General features: G+C 67.6%; 15 protein-coding genes. 11 read left to right on the top strand and 4 right to left on the bottom strand.

Annotated elements, in window-relative coordinates; genetic code table 11:
• Positions 1 to 3 precede the first annotated feature (3 nt).
• Together AB4Z16_RS01815 and uxaC are read right to left on the bottom strand one after the other, a co-directional pair.
• Positions 4 to 1,473, bottom strand: a complete 1,470-nt coding sequence (locus AB4Z16_RS01815; protein WP_441509608.1) for a mannitol dehydrogenase family protein — start codon at positions 1,471 to 1,473, stop codon at positions 4 to 6.
• Complete coding sequence (gene uxaC, locus AB4Z16_RS01810; RefSeq protein ID WP_441509607.1) at positions 1,470 to 2,873, bottom strand: glucuronate isomerase; 1,404 nt, start codon at positions 2,871 to 2,873, stop codon at positions 1,470 to 1,472. The genes AB4Z16_RS01815 and uxaC overlap by 4 nt, the downstream gene beginning before the upstream one ends.
• Positions 2,874 to 3,110: 237 nt before the next feature.
• Between uxaC and AB4Z16_RS01805 the strand changes: the two genes are divergently transcribed.
• From AB4Z16_RS01805 to AB4Z16_RS01785, 5 genes are read left to right on the top strand one after another with little or no spacing between them, the layout of a single operon-like run.
• Positions 3,111 to 4,601: an ABC transporter substrate-binding protein gene (locus AB4Z16_RS01805; RefSeq protein WP_441509606.1), complete on the top strand. Its 1,491-nt coding sequence runs from the start codon at positions 3,111 to 3,113 to the stop codon at positions 4,599 to 4,601.
• A gap of 25 nt (positions 4,602 to 4,626) precedes the next feature.
• A complete protein-coding gene (locus AB4Z16_RS01800) occupies positions 4,627 to 5,571 on the top strand; it encodes an ABC transporter permease (protein WP_441509605.1) in 945 nt (314 codons plus the stop codon).
• Positions 5,568 to 6,428: an ABC transporter permease gene (locus AB4Z16_RS01795; RefSeq protein WP_441509604.1), complete on the top strand. Its 861-nt coding sequence runs from the start codon at positions 5,568 to 5,570 to the stop codon at positions 6,426 to 6,428. The genes AB4Z16_RS01800 and AB4Z16_RS01795 overlap by 4 nt, the downstream gene beginning before the upstream one ends.
• Before the next feature lie 16 nt (positions 6,429 to 6,444).
• On the top strand, positions 6,445 to 7,827 hold the full coding sequence (locus AB4Z16_RS01790; protein ID WP_441509603.1) for an amidase: 1,383 nt from the start codon (positions 6,445 to 6,447) through the stop codon (positions 7,825 to 7,827).
• Between the two features lie 26 nt (positions 7,828 to 7,853).
• Positions 7,854 to 8,654, top strand: a complete 801-nt coding sequence (locus AB4Z16_RS01785) for an SDR family NAD(P)-dependent oxidoreductase (RefSeq protein ID WP_441509602.1) — start codon at positions 7,854 to 7,856, stop codon at positions 8,652 to 8,654.
• Positions 8,655 to 8,666: 12 nt separating this feature from the next.
• Here the strand turns inward: AB4Z16_RS01785 and AB4Z16_RS01780 are convergent, their stop codons facing one another.
• Entirely contained in the window at positions 8,667 to 9,227 is a 561-nt protein-coding gene (locus AB4Z16_RS01780) for a DUF4337 domain-containing protein (RefSeq protein WP_441509601.1), read from the bottom strand.
• A 63-nt stretch (positions 9,228 to 9,290) separates the two neighbouring features.
• Positions 9,291 to 10,235 carry a tyrosine recombinase XerC gene (locus AB4Z16_RS01775; protein ID WP_441509600.1) on the bottom strand — a complete coding sequence of 315 codons (945 nt, stop codon included), beginning with the start codon at positions 10,233 to 10,235 and terminating at the stop codon, positions 9,291 to 9,293.
• Between the two features lie 320 nt (positions 10,236 to 10,555).
• Here AB4Z16_RS01775 and AB4Z16_RS01770 point away from each other — a divergent pair, with 320 nt between their 5' ends.
• From AB4Z16_RS01770 to AB4Z16_RS01745, 6 genes are all read left to right on the top strand, one after another.
• A complete protein-coding gene (locus AB4Z16_RS01770) occupies positions 10,556 to 12,757 on the top strand; it encodes a primosomal protein N' (protein WP_441509599.1) in 2,202 nt (733 codons plus the stop codon).
• 207 nt (positions 12,758 to 12,964) lie between these two features.
• Entirely contained in the window at positions 12,965 to 13,534 is a 570-nt protein-coding gene (locus tag AB4Z16_RS01765; RefSeq protein WP_441509598.1) for a F0F1 ATP synthase subunit delta, read from the top strand.
• Complete coding sequence (gene atpA / locus AB4Z16_RS01760) at positions 13,534 to 15,066, top strand: F0F1 ATP synthase subunit alpha (RefSeq protein ID WP_441509597.1); 1,533 nt, start codon at positions 13,534 to 13,536, stop codon at positions 15,064 to 15,066. Before AB4Z16_RS01765 ends, atpA begins: the two co-directional genes overlap by 1 nt.
• 103 nt (positions 15,067 to 15,169) lie before the next feature.
• Positions 15,170 to 16,039 carry a F0F1 ATP synthase subunit gamma gene (locus AB4Z16_RS01755; protein ID WP_441509596.1) on the top strand — a complete coding sequence of 290 codons (870 nt, stop codon included), beginning with the start codon at positions 15,170 to 15,172 and terminating at the stop codon, positions 16,037 to 16,039.
• Between the two features lie 75 nt (positions 16,040 to 16,114).
• The gene (gene atpD, locus AB4Z16_RS01750; protein WP_441509595.1) at positions 16,115 to 17,602 is read left to right on the top strand and encodes a F0F1 ATP synthase subunit beta; all 1,488 of its coding nucleotides are present in this window, start codon (positions 16,115 to 16,117) and stop codon (positions 17,600 to 17,602) included.
• 113 nt (positions 17,603 to 17,715) lie between these two features.
• Positions 17,716 to 18,129 (top strand): F0F1 ATP synthase subunit epsilon, encoded by a 414-nt coding sequence (locus AB4Z16_RS01745; protein ID WP_441509594.1) that lies wholly within the window; start codon positions 17,716 to 17,718, stop codon positions 18,127 to 18,129.
• Positions 18,130 to 18,175: the final 46 nt, after the last annotated feature.

The raw sequence follows: 18,175 nt of genomic DNA, 5'->3' as shown, positions 1-18,175 counted from the left end.
TGATCAGCCGAGGCTCGCCGCCGTAACCTTCGCGCCCTTGTCGAACAGTGAAGCGAGATGTGCGGTGACCGGTTTTGTAAACCGCGTGTCGCCCGGCAGGTCGCTCCCGAAGATCGCCTCGATGCCGACGAGCGCTTCGACCAACGCCTTGCCATCGCGCCCGGCCGCCTCGCTGCGGCGCTTGAACTCCGCCGCCAGCGGATCGCGGACGTCGATGGCGCCGCCCTTCTCGTCGGTGCCGGTGACGTAGCGCATCCAGGCGGCCACCCCGAGCGCGAGATGGTCGATTCCGCCGCCGGCTTTCAGCTGCTCGCGGATGGTGCCGAGCAGGCGCTGCGGCAGCTTCTGCGAGCCGTCCATGGCGATCTGCCAGGTGCGGTGGCGGATCGCCGGGTTCTGGAAGCGCGCGAGCAGGGCCTTTGCATAGTCCGCCAGCACGACGCCCTGCGGCGCCGGCACGGTCGGGATGATCTCGGCCCAGAGGCCTTCGAGGAAGCGGGCGAGGACCGGGTCGCCGCTGGCCTCGGCAACGGTCTCGTGGCCGGCGAGATAGCCGAGATAGGCGAGCGAGGAATGCGCGCCGTTCAGCATCCTGAGCTTCATGAACTCGAAGGGCGCGACTTCCGAGACCATCTGCGCGCCGACCTCGTGCCAATCTGGCCGGCCATCTGCAAAGACATCCTCGATCGCCCATTGCCGGAAGGGCTCGCCGATGACCGGGGCGGCATCGTCCAGCCCGATCAGCTTGGCGACCTCGGCGATGTCGGCATCCGTCGTCGCCGGCACGATACGGTCGACCATCGTCGCCGGGAAGGCGCCGTTGGCCTCGATCCAGGCGGCGAGCTCGTCATCCTGCAGCGCGGCGAAGTCGCGGACGAGGCCGCGCAGCACATGGCCGTTCGAGGGAAGATTGTCGCAGCAGAGCGCGGTGAACGGGCCGCGGCCTTCGGCCCGGCGGACCCGCAGGCCGGCCACGAGGATGCCGACTGCGGAGCGCGGCGCGTCGGGGTTTTCGAGATCGTGCAGAATGTCGGGATGATCCGCCTTGAGGCGGCCGGTCGCCGGATCGTGGCAATAGCCCTTCTCCGTCACCGTCAGAGAGACGATGCGGGTTTCGGGCGCGGCCAGCCGCGTGATGAGGACGGAAGGGCTCTCCGGCGCGACCAGCACATCGAGTACCGAGCCGATGATGCGCAACTCCGGTCCGGTCGGGGCGAGCTTGAGGAGGGTATAGAGCCCGTCCTGTGGCTTCAGCCGGTCGCGCTGGTCGGGGCGCTGAAGGCTGGCGCCGACGATGCCCCACGCGCCGAAGCGCTTCTCCAGCGCGTCCTCGGTGTACTCGGCGAGGTGGCCGCGGGCGAAGGCGCCGAGTCCGAGATGGACGATGCCGGGCTTGAGCGCGGCGCGGTCATAGGCGGGGCGGCGGATGGAAGCCGGCAGGCCGGCGAGGGTGGAAGCGGAGAGGCGGGTCACAGCTTGTAGGCCTCCTTGGCGAGGCGGTAGGCGAGATCATGGGCGACTTCGGCCGCCTCGTCCTCTTCCAGCCGGTGCTCGGCGACGAGCTTGGCGAGATAGGCGCAGTCGACGCGGCGCGCGACATCGTGCCGGGCCGGGATCGAGAGATAGGCGCGGGTGTCGTCGTTGAAGCCGACGGTGTTGTAGAAACCGGCCGTCTCGGTCGTCAGTTCCCGGAAGCGCAGCATGGCTTCGGGCGCATCGAGGAACCACCAGCCCGGTCCGAGCTTCAGCGCCGGATAATGGCCGGCGAGCGGCGCGAGCTCGCGCGAATAGGCGGTTTCGTCCAGCGTGAAGGCGATCACGGTGAGATTGCGCTCGTTGCCGACGGCGTCGAGCAGCGGCTTCAGCGCTTCGACGTAATTCGTCTCGGTCGGGATGTCGCAGCCCATGTCGCGGCCGAAATGCTCGAACAGCGCGGCATTGTGGTTGCGATGGGAGCCTGGATGAATCTGCAGGACGAGGCCGTCATCAAGGCTCATCTTCGCCATCTCGGTCAGCATCTGACCGCGGAAGAGGTCCGCGTCCTTCGCCGAGACCTTGCCCTTGAGGATCTTGGCGTAGAGCTTCTCGGCATCCGCATCCGAGAGGTTGGCGGTGCGCGCCGTCGCATGGCCATGGTCGGAGGAGGTGGCGCCGCGCTCCTTGAAATAGGCACGCCGCTGGCGGTGGGCGGCGAGATAGCCGGTCCAGCTGCTGATATCCTCGCCGGTCAGCTCACCGAACTTCTCGAGGTTGTCGGCGAAGCCCTCGAATTCCGGATCGACCACGCTGTCGGGCCGATAGGCGGTGACGACCTTGCCGCCCCAACCGGACGAGCGGATCATGTCGTGCCATTTGAGATCGTCGAGCGCGCCTTCGGTGGTGCTGATCGCCTCGATCTTGAAGCGATCGAACAGGGCGCGGGGCCGAAGCTCGGGCTCGTCCAGCTTCGCGGCGATCTTGTCGTAGATCCGGTCGGCGCTCTCAGGCGTCAGGCGCTCGTTGACGCCGAAGACGGTCGAGGCCGCGTGCTCGAACCAGAGCCGGGTCGGCGTACCCCGGAAGAGATGCCAATTATCGGCGAAGAGGCGCCAGATCTTGCGCGGGTCGCTCTCGACTTCGCCGCCATCCTTGCGGGCGATGCCGAGCTGCTCCAACCGGATGCCTTGGGAATAGAGCATGCGGAAGATGTAATGGTCCGGCTTGACGAAGAGCGTGGCCGGATCGGGGAAGGCGTTGTCCTCGGCATACCAGCGCGGATCGGTGTGGCCGTGCGGCGAGATGATCGGCAGGTCGCGGATGGTGGCGAAGAGCCGGCGCGCAATGCCGCGCGTCACCGGATCGGCGGGGAAGAGGCGATCGTCGTGCAGCAACATGGGTGTCTCCATCGGTCGCGTGATCGATTTCGCAATGTCGGAGCGGGATCGATGTGAAAGACCGCTTCCCACTTTTTCATATCCCGCTCTAGAGCCGGCTGCGACGGGGGTCAATCGTCTGGTATACTAGTGCGCCAGATCTGGTTTCTGCCCAGCGGGGATTGTGCCTGAAGCAGGCTTGCGCTCGCCGCGCCTCCCGCGCCATCCTCGCGCCGCAACGGCATCGGAGCGATGGATATGACGACGCGGCGTGAACTCCTGGCTGGCGCGGGGCTGGCGGCGCTGGCGGCGCAGCTTCCCGTCGTCGCGCTGGCGCAGGCGAAGGACAGCGTCACCGTCGCCCAGACGCTGGAGCCGCCGACGCTCGATCCGACCTCCGGTGCCGCCCAGGCGATCCGCGAGGTAACCCTGCAGAACATCTTCGAGGGTCTGGTGAAGATGGACCGGACCGGCAAGCTCCAGCCTTGCCTCGCCGAGAGCTGGGAGATCGCGGACGACAACGTCACTTATCGCTTCAAGCTTCGGCAGGGCGCGACCTTCCATGACGGCACGCCCTTCACCGCCGAGCAGGTGAAGTTCTCCTTCGAGCGCGCTGTCGCGCCGGATTCCACCAACGCCCAGCGCCAGCTCTTCACGCCGATCGCCGAGATCGCGACGCCCGATCCGGCGACGGTGGTGATCAAGCTCAAGCAGCCCACCGCGAATTTCCTCTACGGTCTCAGCTGGGGCGATGCCGTGATCGTCGCGCCGGCGACGGCTTCCAACAACAAGACCAATCCGGTCGGCACCGGCCCGTTCAAATTCGTGCGCTGGAACCGTGGCGACCGGCTCGAACTCGCCCGCTTCGACGGCTATTGGGGCGAGAAGCCGGCGCTGGCCAAGGCGATCTTCCGTTTCATGTCCGATCCGCAGGCGCAGGTCGCGGCGCTCCGGGCCGGCGATGTCGACGCCCACACCAATCTCTCGGCGCCCGAGGCGGTGCCGCAGCTCAGGGCCGACCCCAAGCTCAAGGTCACGATCGGCCGCACCGAGGGCGAGACCATCCTCGCCACCAACAACGCCAAGCCGCCCTTCGACAAGCCTAGGGTGCGACAGGCCATTGCCCACGCGCTCGACCGCAAGACCATCGCGCTCGGCGTCTACGGCTTCGACGTCAGCCTGATCGGCAGCCATTTCTCGCCGCTGCATCCGGCCTATGTCGATCTCACCGGCACCTACCCCTATGACCCCGCCAAGGCCAAGGCGCTGCTGGCGGAAGCTGGCTTCCCGAACGGGTTCAACTGCACGCTGAAACTGCCGCCGCCCTCCTATGCCCGCCGCTCGGGCGAGATCGTCGCGGCGCTGCTGGCGCAGATCGGAATCAACGCGGCGATCGAGCCGCTCGAATTCCCGCAATGGCTGGAGCGCGTCTTCCGCAACAAGGACTACGATCTCAGCATCATCGCCCATACCGAGCCGCTCGACATCGATATCTATGCGCGGGACGATTATTACTTCCAGTACCGGAATCCCGAGTTCAAGGCGCTGATCGCCAAGATATCCGGGACGCTGGACGAGGGGGCCCGCAACGAACTCTACAAGCAGGCGCAGCGGATGCTGGCTCAGGACGCGGTCAACGGCTTCCTCTTCATCCTGCCGAAGATCACGGTCGCGAACGCCGCGCTCGACGGCATGTGGACCGACTGGCCATTGCCCGTGACGCCGCTGGCGGAGCTGCGCTGGCGGTGAGGCCGGCGGCAGGCGGCAGAACGCCATGATCGGCTACATCCTGCGCCGGTTCGTCGCGCTGGCCCTGACCCTGCTCGCGGCGGCGCTGGTCATCTTCATCGTGCTGGAGGTGCTGCCGGGCGATCCGGCGGCGGTGACGCTCGGCCTCAACGCCTCGCCCGAGGCTCTTGCCGCGCTGCATGCCGAGATGGGCCTGGACAAGCCGGCGGTGCTGCGCTTCTTCCTCTGGCTTGGCGGGCTCGTCAGCGGCGATCTCGGCCTGAGCTACACCTATCGCGTACCGGTGGCGCAACTCATCGCCGAACGAATGGCGGTGACGCTGCCGCTCGCGCTGATGGCGATCGGGCTCGCGATGGCAATCGGCATCCCGCTCGGCATGCTCGCCGCCTCCCGCCGCGGTCAGCTGGCCGATGCCGGGGTGATGGCCTTCGCCCAGGCCGGGCTGGCCATTCCGAATTTCTGGTTCGGCCTTCTGCTCGTGCTCGTCTTCGCGGTCGGGCTCGGCTGGCTGCCGGCCGGCGGCTTTCCGGGCTGGCAGGCAGGCTTCGGCACGGCGCTGAAGGCGCTGCTCATGCCGGCGCTGGCATTGGCGCTGCCGCAGGCGGCGATCATCGCGCGGGTGACGCGCTCCGCGATGCTCGACACATTGCAGGAGGATTTCGTCCGCACCGCCCGCGCCAAGGGCCTCAGCGAAGGCGTGACGATGCGCCGGCATGCGCTGCGCAACGCGCTGATCCCGGTGGTGACGATCCTGGGGCTGCAGTTCTCGGTGCTGATTGCCGGTGCGATCATCATCGAGAATGTCTTCGCTTTGCCGGGGCTGGGCCGGCTCGTCTTCCAGGCCATCGCCCAGCACGATCTGATCGTGGTCAAGGACCTCGTCATGCTCTTCGCCGCTCTGGCGATCCTGATCAATTTCGCGGTCGAACTGCTCTACGGGCTGATCGATCCGCGCTTGAGGCAGGCATGAGCGCGGTTCAGGGCAAGGCGCCGGGCGGCCGTCGGCACTGGTGGCTCGCGCCCTCCTTCGTGATCGGGGCGGTACTGGCCGTGCTCGTCGTCGCCGCGGCGCTGACTTCCTACGTCTGGACGCCCTATCCGCCGACGCAGATGGCGATTCTGAATCGACTCAAGGGGCCCTCGGCCACCAACTGGTTCGGCACCGACCAGTTCGGCCGCGATGTCTTCTCGATGATCATGGTCGGTGCACGCAATTCGCTCGCGGTGGGGCTGGGCGCGGTCGGCATCGGCATGGTGCTGGGCACGACGCTCGGGCTGATCGCCTCGGTCAGGCGCGACGGCCTCCTCGACAACGTCATCATGCGCACGGCCGATTTCACCCACGCCTTCCCGGCCGTGCTGACAGCGATCATGATGACCGCGATCGCCGGGCCCGGCATGCTCAACGCCGTCGTCGCCATCGGTGTGCTGAACCTGCCCTATTTCGCGCGGCTCTCGCGTGGGGCGGCGCTACAGGTCTGGGCGCAGGACTTCATCCAGGCGGCGCGGGCGGCCGGGCTCAACAACCGGCAGATCACGCTGCATCATGTCCTGCCCAATATCGCCGGCATCCTGGTGGTGCAGGCGACGATCCAGTTCGCGCTCGCGGTTCTGGCCGAAGCCGGGCTGTCCTATCTCGGGCTGGGTACGCAGCCGCCGAACCCGTCCTGGGGGCGTATGCTCAACGAAGCCCAGACCTTCATGGCGACGCAGCCCTGGCTTGCGATCTTTCCGGGTGCCGCGATTGCGCTGACCGTGCTGGGGTTCAACCTGCTCGGCGACGGCTTGCGCGATGCCGTCGATCCGCGCCTGCGCCGCAGCCGGTGACTTCGAGGACATGGGAATGACCGATCTTGCCGATCTGAGCGCCACGGAGCTTCTCGCCGCCTACGGGAAACGCGCGCTCTCGCCTGTCGAGGTGACGGAGGCTGTGATCGCGCGGATCGCGGCCTGCGAGCCGAAGCTCGATGCGCTCTATGCCTATGATCCGGATTGCGCGCGGACGCAGGCCAGGGCTTCCGAGGCGCGCTGGCGGAACGGGCAGGCGCTGCCGCTCGACGGCGTGCCCGGCACGATCAAGGAAAACATCAGGACGAAGGGCGTTCCGGTGCCTCTCGGCACGGCCGCGAACGATCTCTCTCCCGCTGCCGATGATGCCCCGCCGGCCGCGCGGCTGCGCGAAGCCGGTCTCGTCATCCTCGGCAAGACGACGATGCCGGATTACGGCATGCTCTCCTCCGGGGTGTCGAGCTTCCACAGGCCCGCGCGCAATCCGTGGGACGTCAGCAAGAACCCCGGCGGCTCCTCGGCCGGAGCCGGCTCGGCGGGAGCGGCGGGCTATGGGCCGCTGCATGTCGGCACCGATATCGGTGGCTCGATCCGCCTGCCCGCCGGCTGGTGCGGGCTCGTCGGCCTGAAGCCGAGCTTCGGGCGGGTGCCGATCGACCCGACCTATTATGGCCGTGTCGCCGGGCCGATGACGCGCACGGTCGAGGACGCCGCGCTGCTGATGCGGGAATTGTCGAGGCCCGATGCCCGTGACGGCATGAGCCTGCCACCGCAGGAGATCGACTGGCTGGCGCTCGACATCGATCTGAAGGGGCTGCGCATTGGCCTGCAGCTCGATGCCGGGATCGGGCTCGCCGTCGAGCCGGAGACGAGAGCGGCCATCGATGCGGCAGCGAGGGCCTTCGCCAATGCGGGCGCCATCGTCGAGCCGGTCGAGCCCTATCTGACCCGCGAGATGCTCGACGGGCTCGATGATTTCTGGCGCCAGCGCGCCTGGGTCGATATCGGCGCGCTGCCGCAGGAGAAGCAGGCCAAGGTGCTGCCCTATATTTTCCAGTGGGCCGAGGGCGGCAAGGCGCTGCCGGGCGCCCGAGTCTATCGCGGCATGAGCCAGATGATGGCGATGCGCGACGCCGCGCTGAAGGCGATAGCGCCTTACGACTTCATCCTCTCGCCGGTCTCGCCCGTGCCGAGCTTCCCGGCCGAATGGGCCTCGCCCGTCAACAATCCCGCGCAGCCCTTCGAGCATATCTGCTTCACGGTAGCGGCGAACATGTCGGACCAGCCCGCGGTCTCGGTCCATGCCGGGCTGACGAAGGGCGGCCTGCCGATCGGCCTGCAGATCACCGGCAGGCGCTTCGACGATCTCGGCGTGCTCAGGATAGCGCGCGCCTGGGAAAAAATGCGCGGCGGGGCGATCCGCTGGCCGTCCGCCTGAGACTGGAGCGGAGAGGGAGAAACGTCATGGACCTGAAGCTCGAAGGCAAGCGCGCGCTGGTGACCGGCGGCAGCAAGGGCATCGGCCGTGCCATCGCGCGGCAGCTCGCGCTGGAGGGCGTCGACGTCGTCATCGCTGCACGCAATCAGGCGGAGCTGGACGAGGCAGCGGCAGCGCTCGCGGCGGAGACCGGGCGCAAGGTGGTCGGCCGTACGGTCGACACCAGCGATGATGCGTCCGTGAAGGCGCTGGTTGCCGAGACCGTGGCGGTGCTGGGCGGCCTCGACATTCTCGTCAATGCGGCGGCCAAGCCCGGCGGGCAGGCGCCGCCGCCGAAGCTCGCCGAGATCACCGACGCGCTGTTCTGGGACGATGTGAACGTTAAGGTGATGGGCTACCTGCGCATGGCGCGGGAGGCCGCGCCGCATATGGCGGCCAATGGCTGGGGCCGCATCATCAACATCAGCGGGCTCGCCGCCCGTCTGACCGGCTCGACCATCGGTTCGATGCGCAATGTCGCGGTGGCGGCACTGACCAAGAACCTCGCCGATGAGCTGGGTCCGCAGGGCATCAACGTCACCGTCGTCCATCCCGGCACGACGCGGACGGAGCGGACCGCTTCCATCGTCGCGGCGCGGGCCGCCGCCCGCGGCAAGAGCGAGGCGCAGGTCGAAGCCGATATGGCGGCGAACAACACCATCGGGCGGCTGGTCGACGCGTCGGAGATCGCCGATATCGTCGCCTTCCTGGCCTCGCCGCGCAGCGTCGCGATCAATGGCGATGCCATCGCCTGCGGCGGCGGCATCCGCGGCGCGATCCACTACTGAGGCGCGGCAGCCTCAGAACAGCGCGGTGGGCGCGAACTGGGCCAGCGCCATCAGCGCGACGCCGGCGAGGCCGAGCAGGCCGCCGGTGAAGGCGAGCAGGGTGACACCGGTGATGATCGCGGCGGACGAGATCACGATCGCGATCTGGATCAGCCCGGACGCGATGTCGAACTTGTCGTCGCGGGCGGCGGCGATGTCGCGCTGCGCCTCGGCCGCCTTGGCGCGGGCGGCGAGTTCCTTGCGGCCCTCATTGGTCTCGGGCTCGGAATCGTAGCGCGCGACGGTCTGCTTCCAGCTTTCGATGCGCTTGCTCAGGCGCTGCCGGGCGGCCTCGTCGGCAATGCCGGCGAGCTCGACCTCCATCGCCTCGGCGGCGGTGCGCACGGTGGTGGCGCGGATGGTCTTGGCCTGGAAGAAGGCCCAAAGATTGGAGGCCTCGATATTCTTGGCGACGGCTTCCTGCTCGGCATTCTTGCCGCCGATCTCGGAGAAGGCGAGCGTGAGCGCAAGCAGCGCGATCAGCAGGGCGATGCGCTTGTTGCCGCCCTCGGGCGTTTCGATGGAGCCGGACACGAATCACCTTGCAGGGCCGATATGGCGGCGCTGTTTAAGGCTTTCCGTTAAGGCAGCAAGATGTCAGCCGCCGCGGGCCCGCGGATGGGCGGCGTCATAGGCCGCCATCAGCCGGGCCGAATCGATGCGCGTGTAGATTTGCGTCGTCGAGAGCGAGGCGTGTCCGAGCAGTTCCTGGATGGCGCGCAGATCGCCGCCGCGCCCGAGCAGATGGGTCGCGAAGGAATGGCGCAGGCTGTGCGGCGTGGCGGAGGAGGGCAGGCCGAGCGCGCCGCGCAGGCCCTCGACAGCGAGCTGGATAATGCGGGGCGAGAGCGGGCCGCCCTTGGCGCCCACGAAAAGCGGGCCCTCTGGCGGCAGGCGCCAGGGGCAGAGCTTCAGATATTCGGCGATCGCCGTGACGACGACGGGGAGCACCGGCACCATCCGCGTCTTGCTGCCCTTGCCGATGACGGTCAGCGTCTCGCCGGCGCTTTGCGGGGCCTGTGCGCGGGCGAGCGAGAGCGCCTCCGAAATGCGCAGGCCGCTGCCATAGAGCAGGCCGAGCACGGCGGCGTCGCGGGCGAGGATCCATTGCTCGCGTTCTTCGCCGGCGCGGGTGTCGGCCTGCGTGACGGCGCGGGCGGTGGAGGGTTCGAGCGGGCGTGGCAGCGATTTGCCGAGGCGCGGGCCGCGCGTCGCGGCGAAGGCGGCGGCGGTGAGCTTGCCGCTGCGCTCGCCGAAGCGGGCGAACGAACGCAGGGCCGCGAGCTGGCGCATCAGCGTGCGGTTGCCGACGCCGTCGCGGCGCCGCTGGCCGAGGAAGGCGCGCAGATCGGCGGGTTTCAGCGCGGCGATTTCCGCGAGCGCCGGTGCGCCGCCGAGATGCTCCGTCAGGAAGGCGGTGAACTGCCCGAGGTCGCGGCCATAGGCTTCCAGCGTCTTCGGCGAGAGACGCCGCTCGGCCGAGAGGTGGGAGAGCCAGTCGCGCCGGAAGCTGTCGAGATCGGTCATGGTGCTGCTCGTCATGCCCGGATGTGACCGACCTCTGTCTCAGTCGCTTCCATCCTCCCGGAAACCGTCAGGGCGCGGGGAACCCCTCTCCCGGATGGGAGAAGGGCAGGGGTGAGGGCAGGCGGCCTCTTCAGGAGGCGCAGCGGGACCGCCGCAGACCATTTCGGAGCCGGCAGGCCCTCATCCCTACCCTTCTCCCATCCGGGGGAAGGGCTCCCGGCGCTCCTTATCGGCGCCTGCGTCATTTCGTTTGCGTGAAGCTTCACAAATCCGCTCGGCAGAAACATGTCGGTCGAGCTGAGCATGACGCTCCTGCCTTAACAGCAGCCGAATCGATGCTAGACACTGCCGCCATGGACGAGACGGCGGACATGATCGCAGGCGGCACGGTCGACGTGCTGATCCCGCTCGGGCTCGACCAGGCCTATAGCTATGCCGTGCCCGCAGGGCTCTCGCTAAAGCCCGGCGATGTCGTGCAGGTGCCGCTCGGGCCCCGCGAGACGGTCGGCGTGGTCTGGGATATCGGCAGCGGGCGCGGCGGCAATCTCAAAAAGGTCACCGGCAAATACGACATGCCGCCGCTCGATCCGGCGCTGCGCAAGCTCGTCGACTGGGTCGCTTGGTACACGCTGGCGCCCAAGGGCTCGGTGCTGGCGCTGGCGTTGCGCCGCCAGCCTGATGATACGCCGGAGCGGCCCAAGCTCGGCGTCAGGCTTGCCGGGCCGCCGCCGGGACGGATGACCCCCGCGCGGGCGCGGGCCATCGCCGCGGCCGAGGGCGGATTGCTGATCGCGAAATCGGCGCTGGCCGAGGCCGCCTCGGTCAGCGCTGCCGTAATCGATTCCCTCGTCGATGCCGGCACCTTCGTGGTCGAGCCGCTGCCGCGCGAGGCGATCGCGGCGCGGCCTGATCCTGAACACGCTGTGCCGGAACTCTCCGAAGGACAGGCGGAGGTGGCGCAGGCGCTGGTCGCGTCGGTGCAGGCGAAGACGTTCGGTGTTTCGCTGCTCGAAGGCGTCACCGGCTCGGGCAAGACGGAGGTTTATTTCGAGGCAGTCGCCGAGGCGATCCGGCAGGGCAGGCAGAGCCTGATCCTGATGCCGGAGATCGCGCTCACCGCGCAGTTCATCGACCGGTTTGAGGCCCGCTTTGGCGTCAAGCCGGGGCTCTGGCATTCGGCCGTGAGCGGCCGGCGGCGCGAGCGGCTCCAGGCGGCGATCGCGAGCGGCGAGGCGAAGGTGGTGGCGGGCGCGCGCTCGGCCCTGTTCCTGCCCTATAGCGATCTCGGCCTCATCGTCGTCGATGAGGAGCACGAGAGCGCCTACAAGCAGGAGGACGGCGTTTCCTACCACGCCCGCGACATGGCGGTCGTGCGCGGCAGGATCGAGAATGCCCCTGTCGTGCTTGCCTCAGCGACGCCTTCGCTGGAGACGCGGGTCAATGCCGAGCGCGGCCGCTATGCCCATCTCAAGCTGCCGGAGCGTTTCGGCGGCCGCGAACTGCCGCAGCTCGGCCTCGTCGACCTGCGCCGCGACAAGCCGGAGCGCGGGCGCTGGCTGTCGGGTGCGCTGATCAAGGCGGTCGACGCGAATTTGGAAGCGAAGGAGCAGTCGCTGCTCTTCCTCAACCGGCGCGGCTATGCGCCGCTGACCCTCTGCCGCGATTGCGGCCATCGCTTCCAATGCCCGAACTGCACGGCTTGGCTGGTCGACCATCGCTTCCGGCGCGCGCTGGTCTGCCACCATTGCGGGCATGTCGAGCGCCGGCCGCATGAATGCCCCGCCTGCCAAAAGCCGGAGAGCCTGATCGCCTGCGGGCCGGGCGTCGAGCGGCTGGCCGAGGAGGTCGCGACACTTTTTCCACAGGCACGTTCGATTGTGCTCTCCAGCGATTTCCCCGGCGGGACCGAACGGCTGAAGCAGGAGCTGATGGCGGTGGCCGAGGGCGAATTCGACATCGTCATCGGCACGCAGCTCGTCGCCAAGGGCCATAATTTCCCCGGTATGACGCTGGTCGGGGTGATCGATGCCGATCTCGGCCTCACCTCCGGCGATCCGCGCGCGGCCGAGCGGACCTTTCAGGCGTTGCGGCAGGTCACGGGCCGCGCAGGACGGGGCGAGAAGCCGGGTCGCGCTCTGCTTCAGACGCATGACCCCGAGCATCCCGTGCTCAAGGCGCTGATCTCCGGCGACCCGGAGCGCTTTTATGCCGCAGAGGAGGCGTCGCGGGAGGCGGCAGGGCTGCCGCCTTTCGGCCGTCTGGCGGCGCTGATCGTTTCCGCGAGCGCGCAAGCAGAGGCCGAAAGCCATGCCCGTGCCCTGGCGCGCTGTGCGGAGGCCGGAGACGGAATCATGGTGCTGGGGCCGGCGGAAGCGCCGCTTGCGGTGTTGCGGGGGCGCCATCGCGTGCGTCTGATCGTCAAAACGACGCGCGAGATCAATCTGCAGGATTACCTGCGCGGCTGGCTGAAACGGGCGCCGCGCCCCAAGGGCTCGGTCAGGGTCGCAGTCGACGTCGATCCACAGAGCTTCCTTTGAATTGCTGAAAGCCGTGGCAAAATCGCCGCTTACGATGGCGAACTAGCGATTGCGTGGCCCGGAACCGCATGCTAGTGCACCGCCACATTTCGGTCGCGAAGTCGTCTTGCCGACTTTGCGCCTAAGATACTCGCAGCGCCGGGACGATGCACTCCACCTTCTCTGGAAGGTCGCCGGTGCAGTCCCTTGAAACGAGAGACGGGAAGCGTGGCTGAAGGCGGATCGCAGGGGACATTGGTGTCGGGCGTAGCTCAGCGCTATGCCACCGCTCTGTTCGAACTGGCTGAGGAGACGGGTGCGATCGATACCGTCGCTGCGGCTCTCGATGCTTTCAACGGCCTGCTCGCTGAGAGCGCCGATCTCACTCGCCTGATCGAGAGTCCGGCCTTCACCGCCGAGGAGCAGGTCTCCGCGATCAAGGCCGTGCTCGAGAAGGCCGGCATCACCGGCATCGCCGCCAATTTCATCGGGCTGGTCGCCAGCAAGCGCCGCCTCTTCGCGCTGCCGGGCATGATCGCCGGCTACAAGCGCCTGGTCGCCGAGGCCAAGGGCATCGTCTCCGCCGAGGTGACGGTCGCCGAAGAGCCGACGGCCAAGCGCGTCGACGAGATCCGCGCGGCGCTCAAGGGCGTTGCTGGCAAGGATGTCGACATCTCGATCAAGGTCGATCCGACGCTGATCGGCGGGCTCATCGTCAAGATGGCTTCGCGGATGGTCGACGCCTCGCTGAAAACCAAGCTCAATTCAATTCGTCTTGCCATGAAAGAGGTCGGCTGATGGACATCCGCCCCGCTGAAATCTCCGCCATTCTGAAGGCTCAGATCTCGAATTTCGGCTCGGAAGCTTCGGTCACCGAAGTCGGCCAGGTTCTCTCCGTCGGTGACGGCATCGCCCGCGTCTACGGCCTCGACAAGGTCCAGGCCGGTGAGATGGTCGAGTTCGAGTCCGGCGTGCGCGGCATGGCGCTCAACCTCGAGAGCGACAATGTCGGCGTCGTGATCTTCGGTTCCGACCGCGAGATCAAGGAAGGCCAGACCGTCAAGCGCACCGGCGCCATCGTCGATGTTCCCGTCGGCAAGGAGCTGCTCGGCCGCGTCGTCGACGCGCTCGGCAACCCGATCGACGGCAAGGGCCCGATCAAGGCGAAGACCCGCGCCCGCGTCGATGTCAAGGCCCCCGGTATCATCCCGCGCAAGTCGGTGCACGAGCCGATGGCGACCGGCCTCAAGGCGATCGATGCCCTGATCCCGATCGGCCGCGGCCAGCGCGAGCTCATCATCGGCGACCGCCAGACCGGCAAGACCGCCGTGGCGCTCGACACGATCCTGAACCAGAAGTCGCTGAACGGCGAAGGCGCCCCGGAGAGCCAGAAGCTCTACTGCGTCTACGTCGCCGTCGGCCAGAAGCGCTCGACCGTCGCCCAGTTCGTCAAGGTTCTGGAAGAGCGCGGCGCGCTCGAGTACTCGATCGTCGTGGCGGCCACCGCCTCGGACGCTGCTCCGATGCAGTTCCTGGCGCCCTTCGCCGGCTGCGCCATGGGCGAGTTCTTCCGCGACAACGGCATGCACGCCGTCATCATCTATGACGACCTCTCCAAGCAGGCCGTCGCCTACCGCCAGATGTCGCTGCTGCTGCGCCGTCCGCCGGGCCGCGAAGCCTATCCGGGCGACGTGTTCTATCTCCACTCCCGCCTGCTCGAGCGCGCGGCGAAGATGGGCGAGGCCGCCGGCCTCGGCTCGCTGACGGCGCTGCCGGTCATCGAGACCCAGGCGAACGACGTCTCGGCCTACATCCCGACCAACGTGATCTCGATCACCGACGGCCAGATCTTCCTGGAGACGGACCTGTTCTACCAGGGCATCCGTCCGGCAGTGAACGTCGGCCTCTCGGTGTCGCGCGTCGGCTCCTCGGCGCAGACCAAGGCGACCAAGAAGGTCGCCGGCAAGATCAAGGGCGAGCTCGCCCAGTATCGCGAGATGGCTGCCTTCGCCCAGTTCGGCTCGGACCTCGACGCGGTCACGCAGCGCCTGCTCAACCGCGGCGCCCGTCTGACCGAGCTGCTGAAGCAGCCGCAGTTCTCGCCGCTGAAGATGGAAGAGCAGGTCGTCGTGATCTATGCCGGCGTGAACGGCTATCTCGACGCGCTGCCGGTCAACAAGGTCCGCGCCTTCGAGGATGGCCTGCTGTCGCTGGTCCGCTCGAAGCATGCCGATTTCCTCAACGAGGTCGGTACGAGCAAGGACCTGTCGGACGCCAACGCCGCCAAGCTCAAGGACATCGTGACGAACTTCGCGAAGTCCTTCGCCTGATCGTGACCGCGGGCGCGGCGAGCCGATGAGGCTCCGCCGCGCCGCCTCTCTGGATTGCTTCGTCGTCGCACTGAGCGGCTGACGGGTAGGGGATAGAGACCGGATGCCGTCCCTTAAGGACCTACGTAATCGCATCGCCTCCGTGAAGGCGACGCAGAAGATCACCAAGGCCATGCAGATGGTCGCGGCTGCCAAGCTGCGCCGCGCGCAGTCGGCCGCCGAGGCGGCGCGCCCCTATGCCGAGCGCATGGAGACGGTGCTGGCGAACCTCGCTTCGGGCGTGACCGGGTCGAGCGCGCCGCGCCTGATCTCGGGCACGGGCTCGGACAAGGTGCATCTGCTGCTGGTTCTGACCGCCGAGCGCGGCCTGTGCGGCGCCTTCAACTCCTCGATCGCACGCCTCGCCCGCGACAAGGCGAATGCGCTGAAGGCCGAGGGCAAGACGGTCAAGATCATCTGCGTCGGCAAGAAGGGCTACGATATCCTGCGCCGGCAGTTCGCGGCGGAGATCATCGAGTTCATCGACCTGCGCGAGTTCAAGCAGGTCGGCTTCGTCAACGCCGAGGCGATCGCCCAGAACGTCCTGGCCCGCTTCGGCAATGGCGAGTTCGACGTCGCGACGCTGTTCTTCTCGCGCTTCCGCTCGGTGATCGCCCAGATCCCGACGGCACAGCGCATCATCCCGGCCGAAATCCCGGAAGGCACGCAGCAGACCGACGCGGTCTACGACTACGAGCCGGACGAGGGCGAAATCCTCGAGGCGCTGCTGCCGCGCAACCTGACTGTGCAGATCCTGCGCGGGTTGCTCGAGAACGCGGCTTCCGAGCAGGGCGCGCGCATGTCGGCGATGGATTCCGCCACGCGCAACGCCGGCGAGATGATCAAGAAGCAGACGCAGCTCTACAACCGCTCGCGCCAAGCGATGATCACGAAGGAACTGATCGAGATCATCTCCGGCGCGGAAGCGCTCTAACCGCCTAGACTCTTGCCGGCGGTGCTCTCCGCCGGCTGCCGAAACATCCGAATGCGCTAGTCCCGAGGTTCCGCCATGGCCAAAGCCGCTACCAAGACCACCAAGAAGACCGCCGACGAGAAGCCCGCCAACACCGGCACCGGCCGCGTTGCCCAGGTCATCGGCGCGGTTGTCGACGTGCAGTTCGACGGCGCCCTGCCGGAGATCCTGAACGCGCTCGAAACCGACAATCTCGGCAACCGCCTCGTCCTCGAGGTCGCCCAGCATCTCGGCGAGAACACCGTCCGCACCATCGCGATGGATTCCACCGAAGGTCTGGTCCGCGGCCAGTCGGTCACCGATACCGGCGCCCCGATCGCCGTCCCGGTCGGCGACGAGTGCCTTGGCCGCATCATGAACGTTATCGGCGAGCCGGTCGACGAAGCTGGCCCGATCCTGACGAGCCATACCCGCGGCATCCATCAGCCCGCCCCGTCCTATGCCGAGCAGGCCACCGAGGCGCAGATCCTCGTCACCGGCATCAAGGTCGTCGACCTGCTGGCGCCCTACGCCAAGGGCGGCAAGATCGGCCTGTTCGGCGGCGCCGGCGTCGGCAAGACCGTGCTGATCATGGAACTGATCAACAACGTCGCGAAGGCCCACGGCGGCTACTCGGTGTTCGCCGGCGTCGGCGAGCGCACCCGCGAGGGTAACGACCTCTATCACGAGATGATCGAGTCGAACGTCAACAAGGACCCGAAGGAAAACGGCGGCTCGACCGCTGGTTCCAAGTGCGCCCTTGTGTACGGCCAGATGAACGAGCCGCCGGGCGCCCGCATGCGCGTCGCCCTCGCCGGCCTGACCGTCGCGGAAGACTTCCGCGACAAGGGCCAGGACGTGCTGTTCTTCGTCGACAACATCTTCCGCTTCACGCAGGCCGGCTCGGAAGTGTCCGCGCTGCTCGGCCGCATCCCCTCGGCGGTGGGCTATCAGCCGACGCTCGCCACCGACATGGGCAACCTGCAGGAGCGCATCACCACCACCAACAAGGGCTCGATCACCTCGGTGCAGGCGATCTACGTGCCCGCCGACGACCTGACCGACCCGGCGCCGGCGACCTCCTTCGCCCACCTGGACGCCACGACCGTGCTCTCGCGCTCGATCGCGGAAAAGGGCATCTACCCGGCGGTCGACCCGCTCGACTCGACCTCGCGCATGCTCTCGGCCGACATCGTCGGCGAAGAGCATTACGGCGTCGCTCGTCAGGTCCAGCAGATCCTCCAGCGCTACAAGGCGCTGCAGGACATCATCGCGATCCTGGGCATGGACGAGCTCTCGGAAGACGACAAGATGACGGTGGCGCGCGCCCGCAAGATCGAGCGCTTCCTGTCGCAGCCCTTCCACGTCGCGGAAGTGTTCACCGGCTCGCCGGGCAAGCTCGTCTCGCTCGAAGACACGATCAAGGGCTTCAAGGGCTTGGTCGAGGGCAAATACGATCACCTGCCGGAGGCGGCCTTCTACATGGTCGGCTCGATCGAGGAAGCCGTCGAGAAGGCTCAGCGCCTGGCCGCCGAGGCCGCGTAAGCTTCCGAACGCGTCGTCCCCGGGCTCGGCCCGGGGATCTCATGACCAGAAACTGCTGGTTTCCGAGATGGCCGGGGCAATTCCGGCCATGACGAGCCGGGGAGAATGAAACGATGGCCACCTTCAAGTTCGAACTCGTCTCGCCGGAGCGCATCCTGTTCTCGGGCGACGTCATCAGCGTCATCGTCCCGTCGGTCGAGGGCGAGATGACCGTGCTCGCCGGCCATGCGCCGCTCGTCGCGACGCTCAAGGCCGGTATCGTCTTCGTCCAGACGACGGAGAGCAACGGCAAGGAATTCTTCATCAATGGCGGCCTCGTCGAGGTCAACCAGGCTTCGACGACGATCCTCGCCGAGCAGGGCCGATTTCTAGAGGATGTCGACACCGCCGTCCTCGACGCCGAAATCCTGACCGCCGAGACGCGCCTTGCCGGCTCGCACAATGAGGACGAGCAGAAGCGCCTGCAGGACGCGCTGGTGCAGCTGCGCGAGTTCAAGCACGTCTTCGAGCAGCGCAAAGCGGCCTGAGCGTCGCCTGCAAGCCGAGAATGCAAGGGGCCGCGCGAGCGGCCCT

Source organism: Allobosea sp. TAF32, assembly GCF_052113585.1.
GTDB lineage: Bacteria > Pseudomonadota > Alphaproteobacteria > Rhizobiales > Beijerinckiaceae > Allobosea.
Note: the sequence above shows the minus strand (reverse complement) of the source record. Positions and strands in the feature narration are given on the sequence as shown.

What these genes read in the sequence shown, in the direction of transcription:
- AB4Z16_RS01805 (WP_441509606.1), top strand. Translation starts at nt 3,111, where the DNA reads ATGACGACGCGGCGTGAACTCCTGGCTGGCGCGGGGCTGGCGGCGCTG.
- AB4Z16_RS01775 (WP_441509600.1), bottom strand. Translation starts at nt 10,235, where the DNA reads ATGACGAGCAGCACCATGACCGATCTCGACAGCTTCCGGCGCGACTGG.
- atpA (WP_441509597.1), top strand. Translation starts at nt 13,534, where the DNA reads ATGGACATCCGCCCCGCTGAAATCTCCGCCATTCTGAAGGCTCAGATC.
- AB4Z16_RS01790 (WP_441509603.1), top strand. Translation starts at nt 6,445, where the DNA reads ATGACCGATCTTGCCGATCTGAGCGCCACGGAGCTTCTCGCCGCCTAC.
- AB4Z16_RS01745 (WP_441509594.1), top strand. Translation starts at nt 17,716, where the DNA reads ATGGCCACCTTCAAGTTCGAACTCGTCTCGCCGGAGCGCATCCTGTTC.
- atpD (WP_441509595.1), top strand. Translation starts at nt 16,115, where the DNA reads ATGGCCAAAGCCGCTACCAAGACCACCAAGAAGACCGCCGACGAGAAG.
- AB4Z16_RS01795 (WP_441509604.1), top strand. Translation starts at nt 5,568, where the DNA reads ATGAGCGCGGTTCAGGGCAAGGCGCCGGGCGGCCGTCGGCACTGGTGG.
- AB4Z16_RS01800 (WP_441509605.1), top strand. Translation starts at nt 4,627, where the DNA reads ATGATCGGCTACATCCTGCGCCGGTTCGTCGCGCTGGCCCTGACCCTG.
- AB4Z16_RS01785 (WP_441509602.1), top strand. Translation starts at nt 7,854, where the DNA reads ATGGACCTGAAGCTCGAAGGCAAGCGCGCGCTGGTGACCGGCGGCAGC.
- AB4Z16_RS01755 (WP_441509596.1), top strand. Translation starts at nt 15,170, where the DNA reads ATGCCGTCCCTTAAGGACCTACGTAATCGCATCGCCTCCGTGAAGGCG.
- AB4Z16_RS01770 (WP_441509599.1), top strand. Translation starts at nt 10,556, where the DNA reads ATGCTAGACACTGCCGCCATGGACGAGACGGCGGACATGATCGCAGGC.
- uxaC (WP_441509607.1), bottom strand. Translation starts at nt 2,873, where the DNA reads ATGTTGCTGCACGACGATCGCCTCTTCCCCGCCGATCCGGTGACGCGC.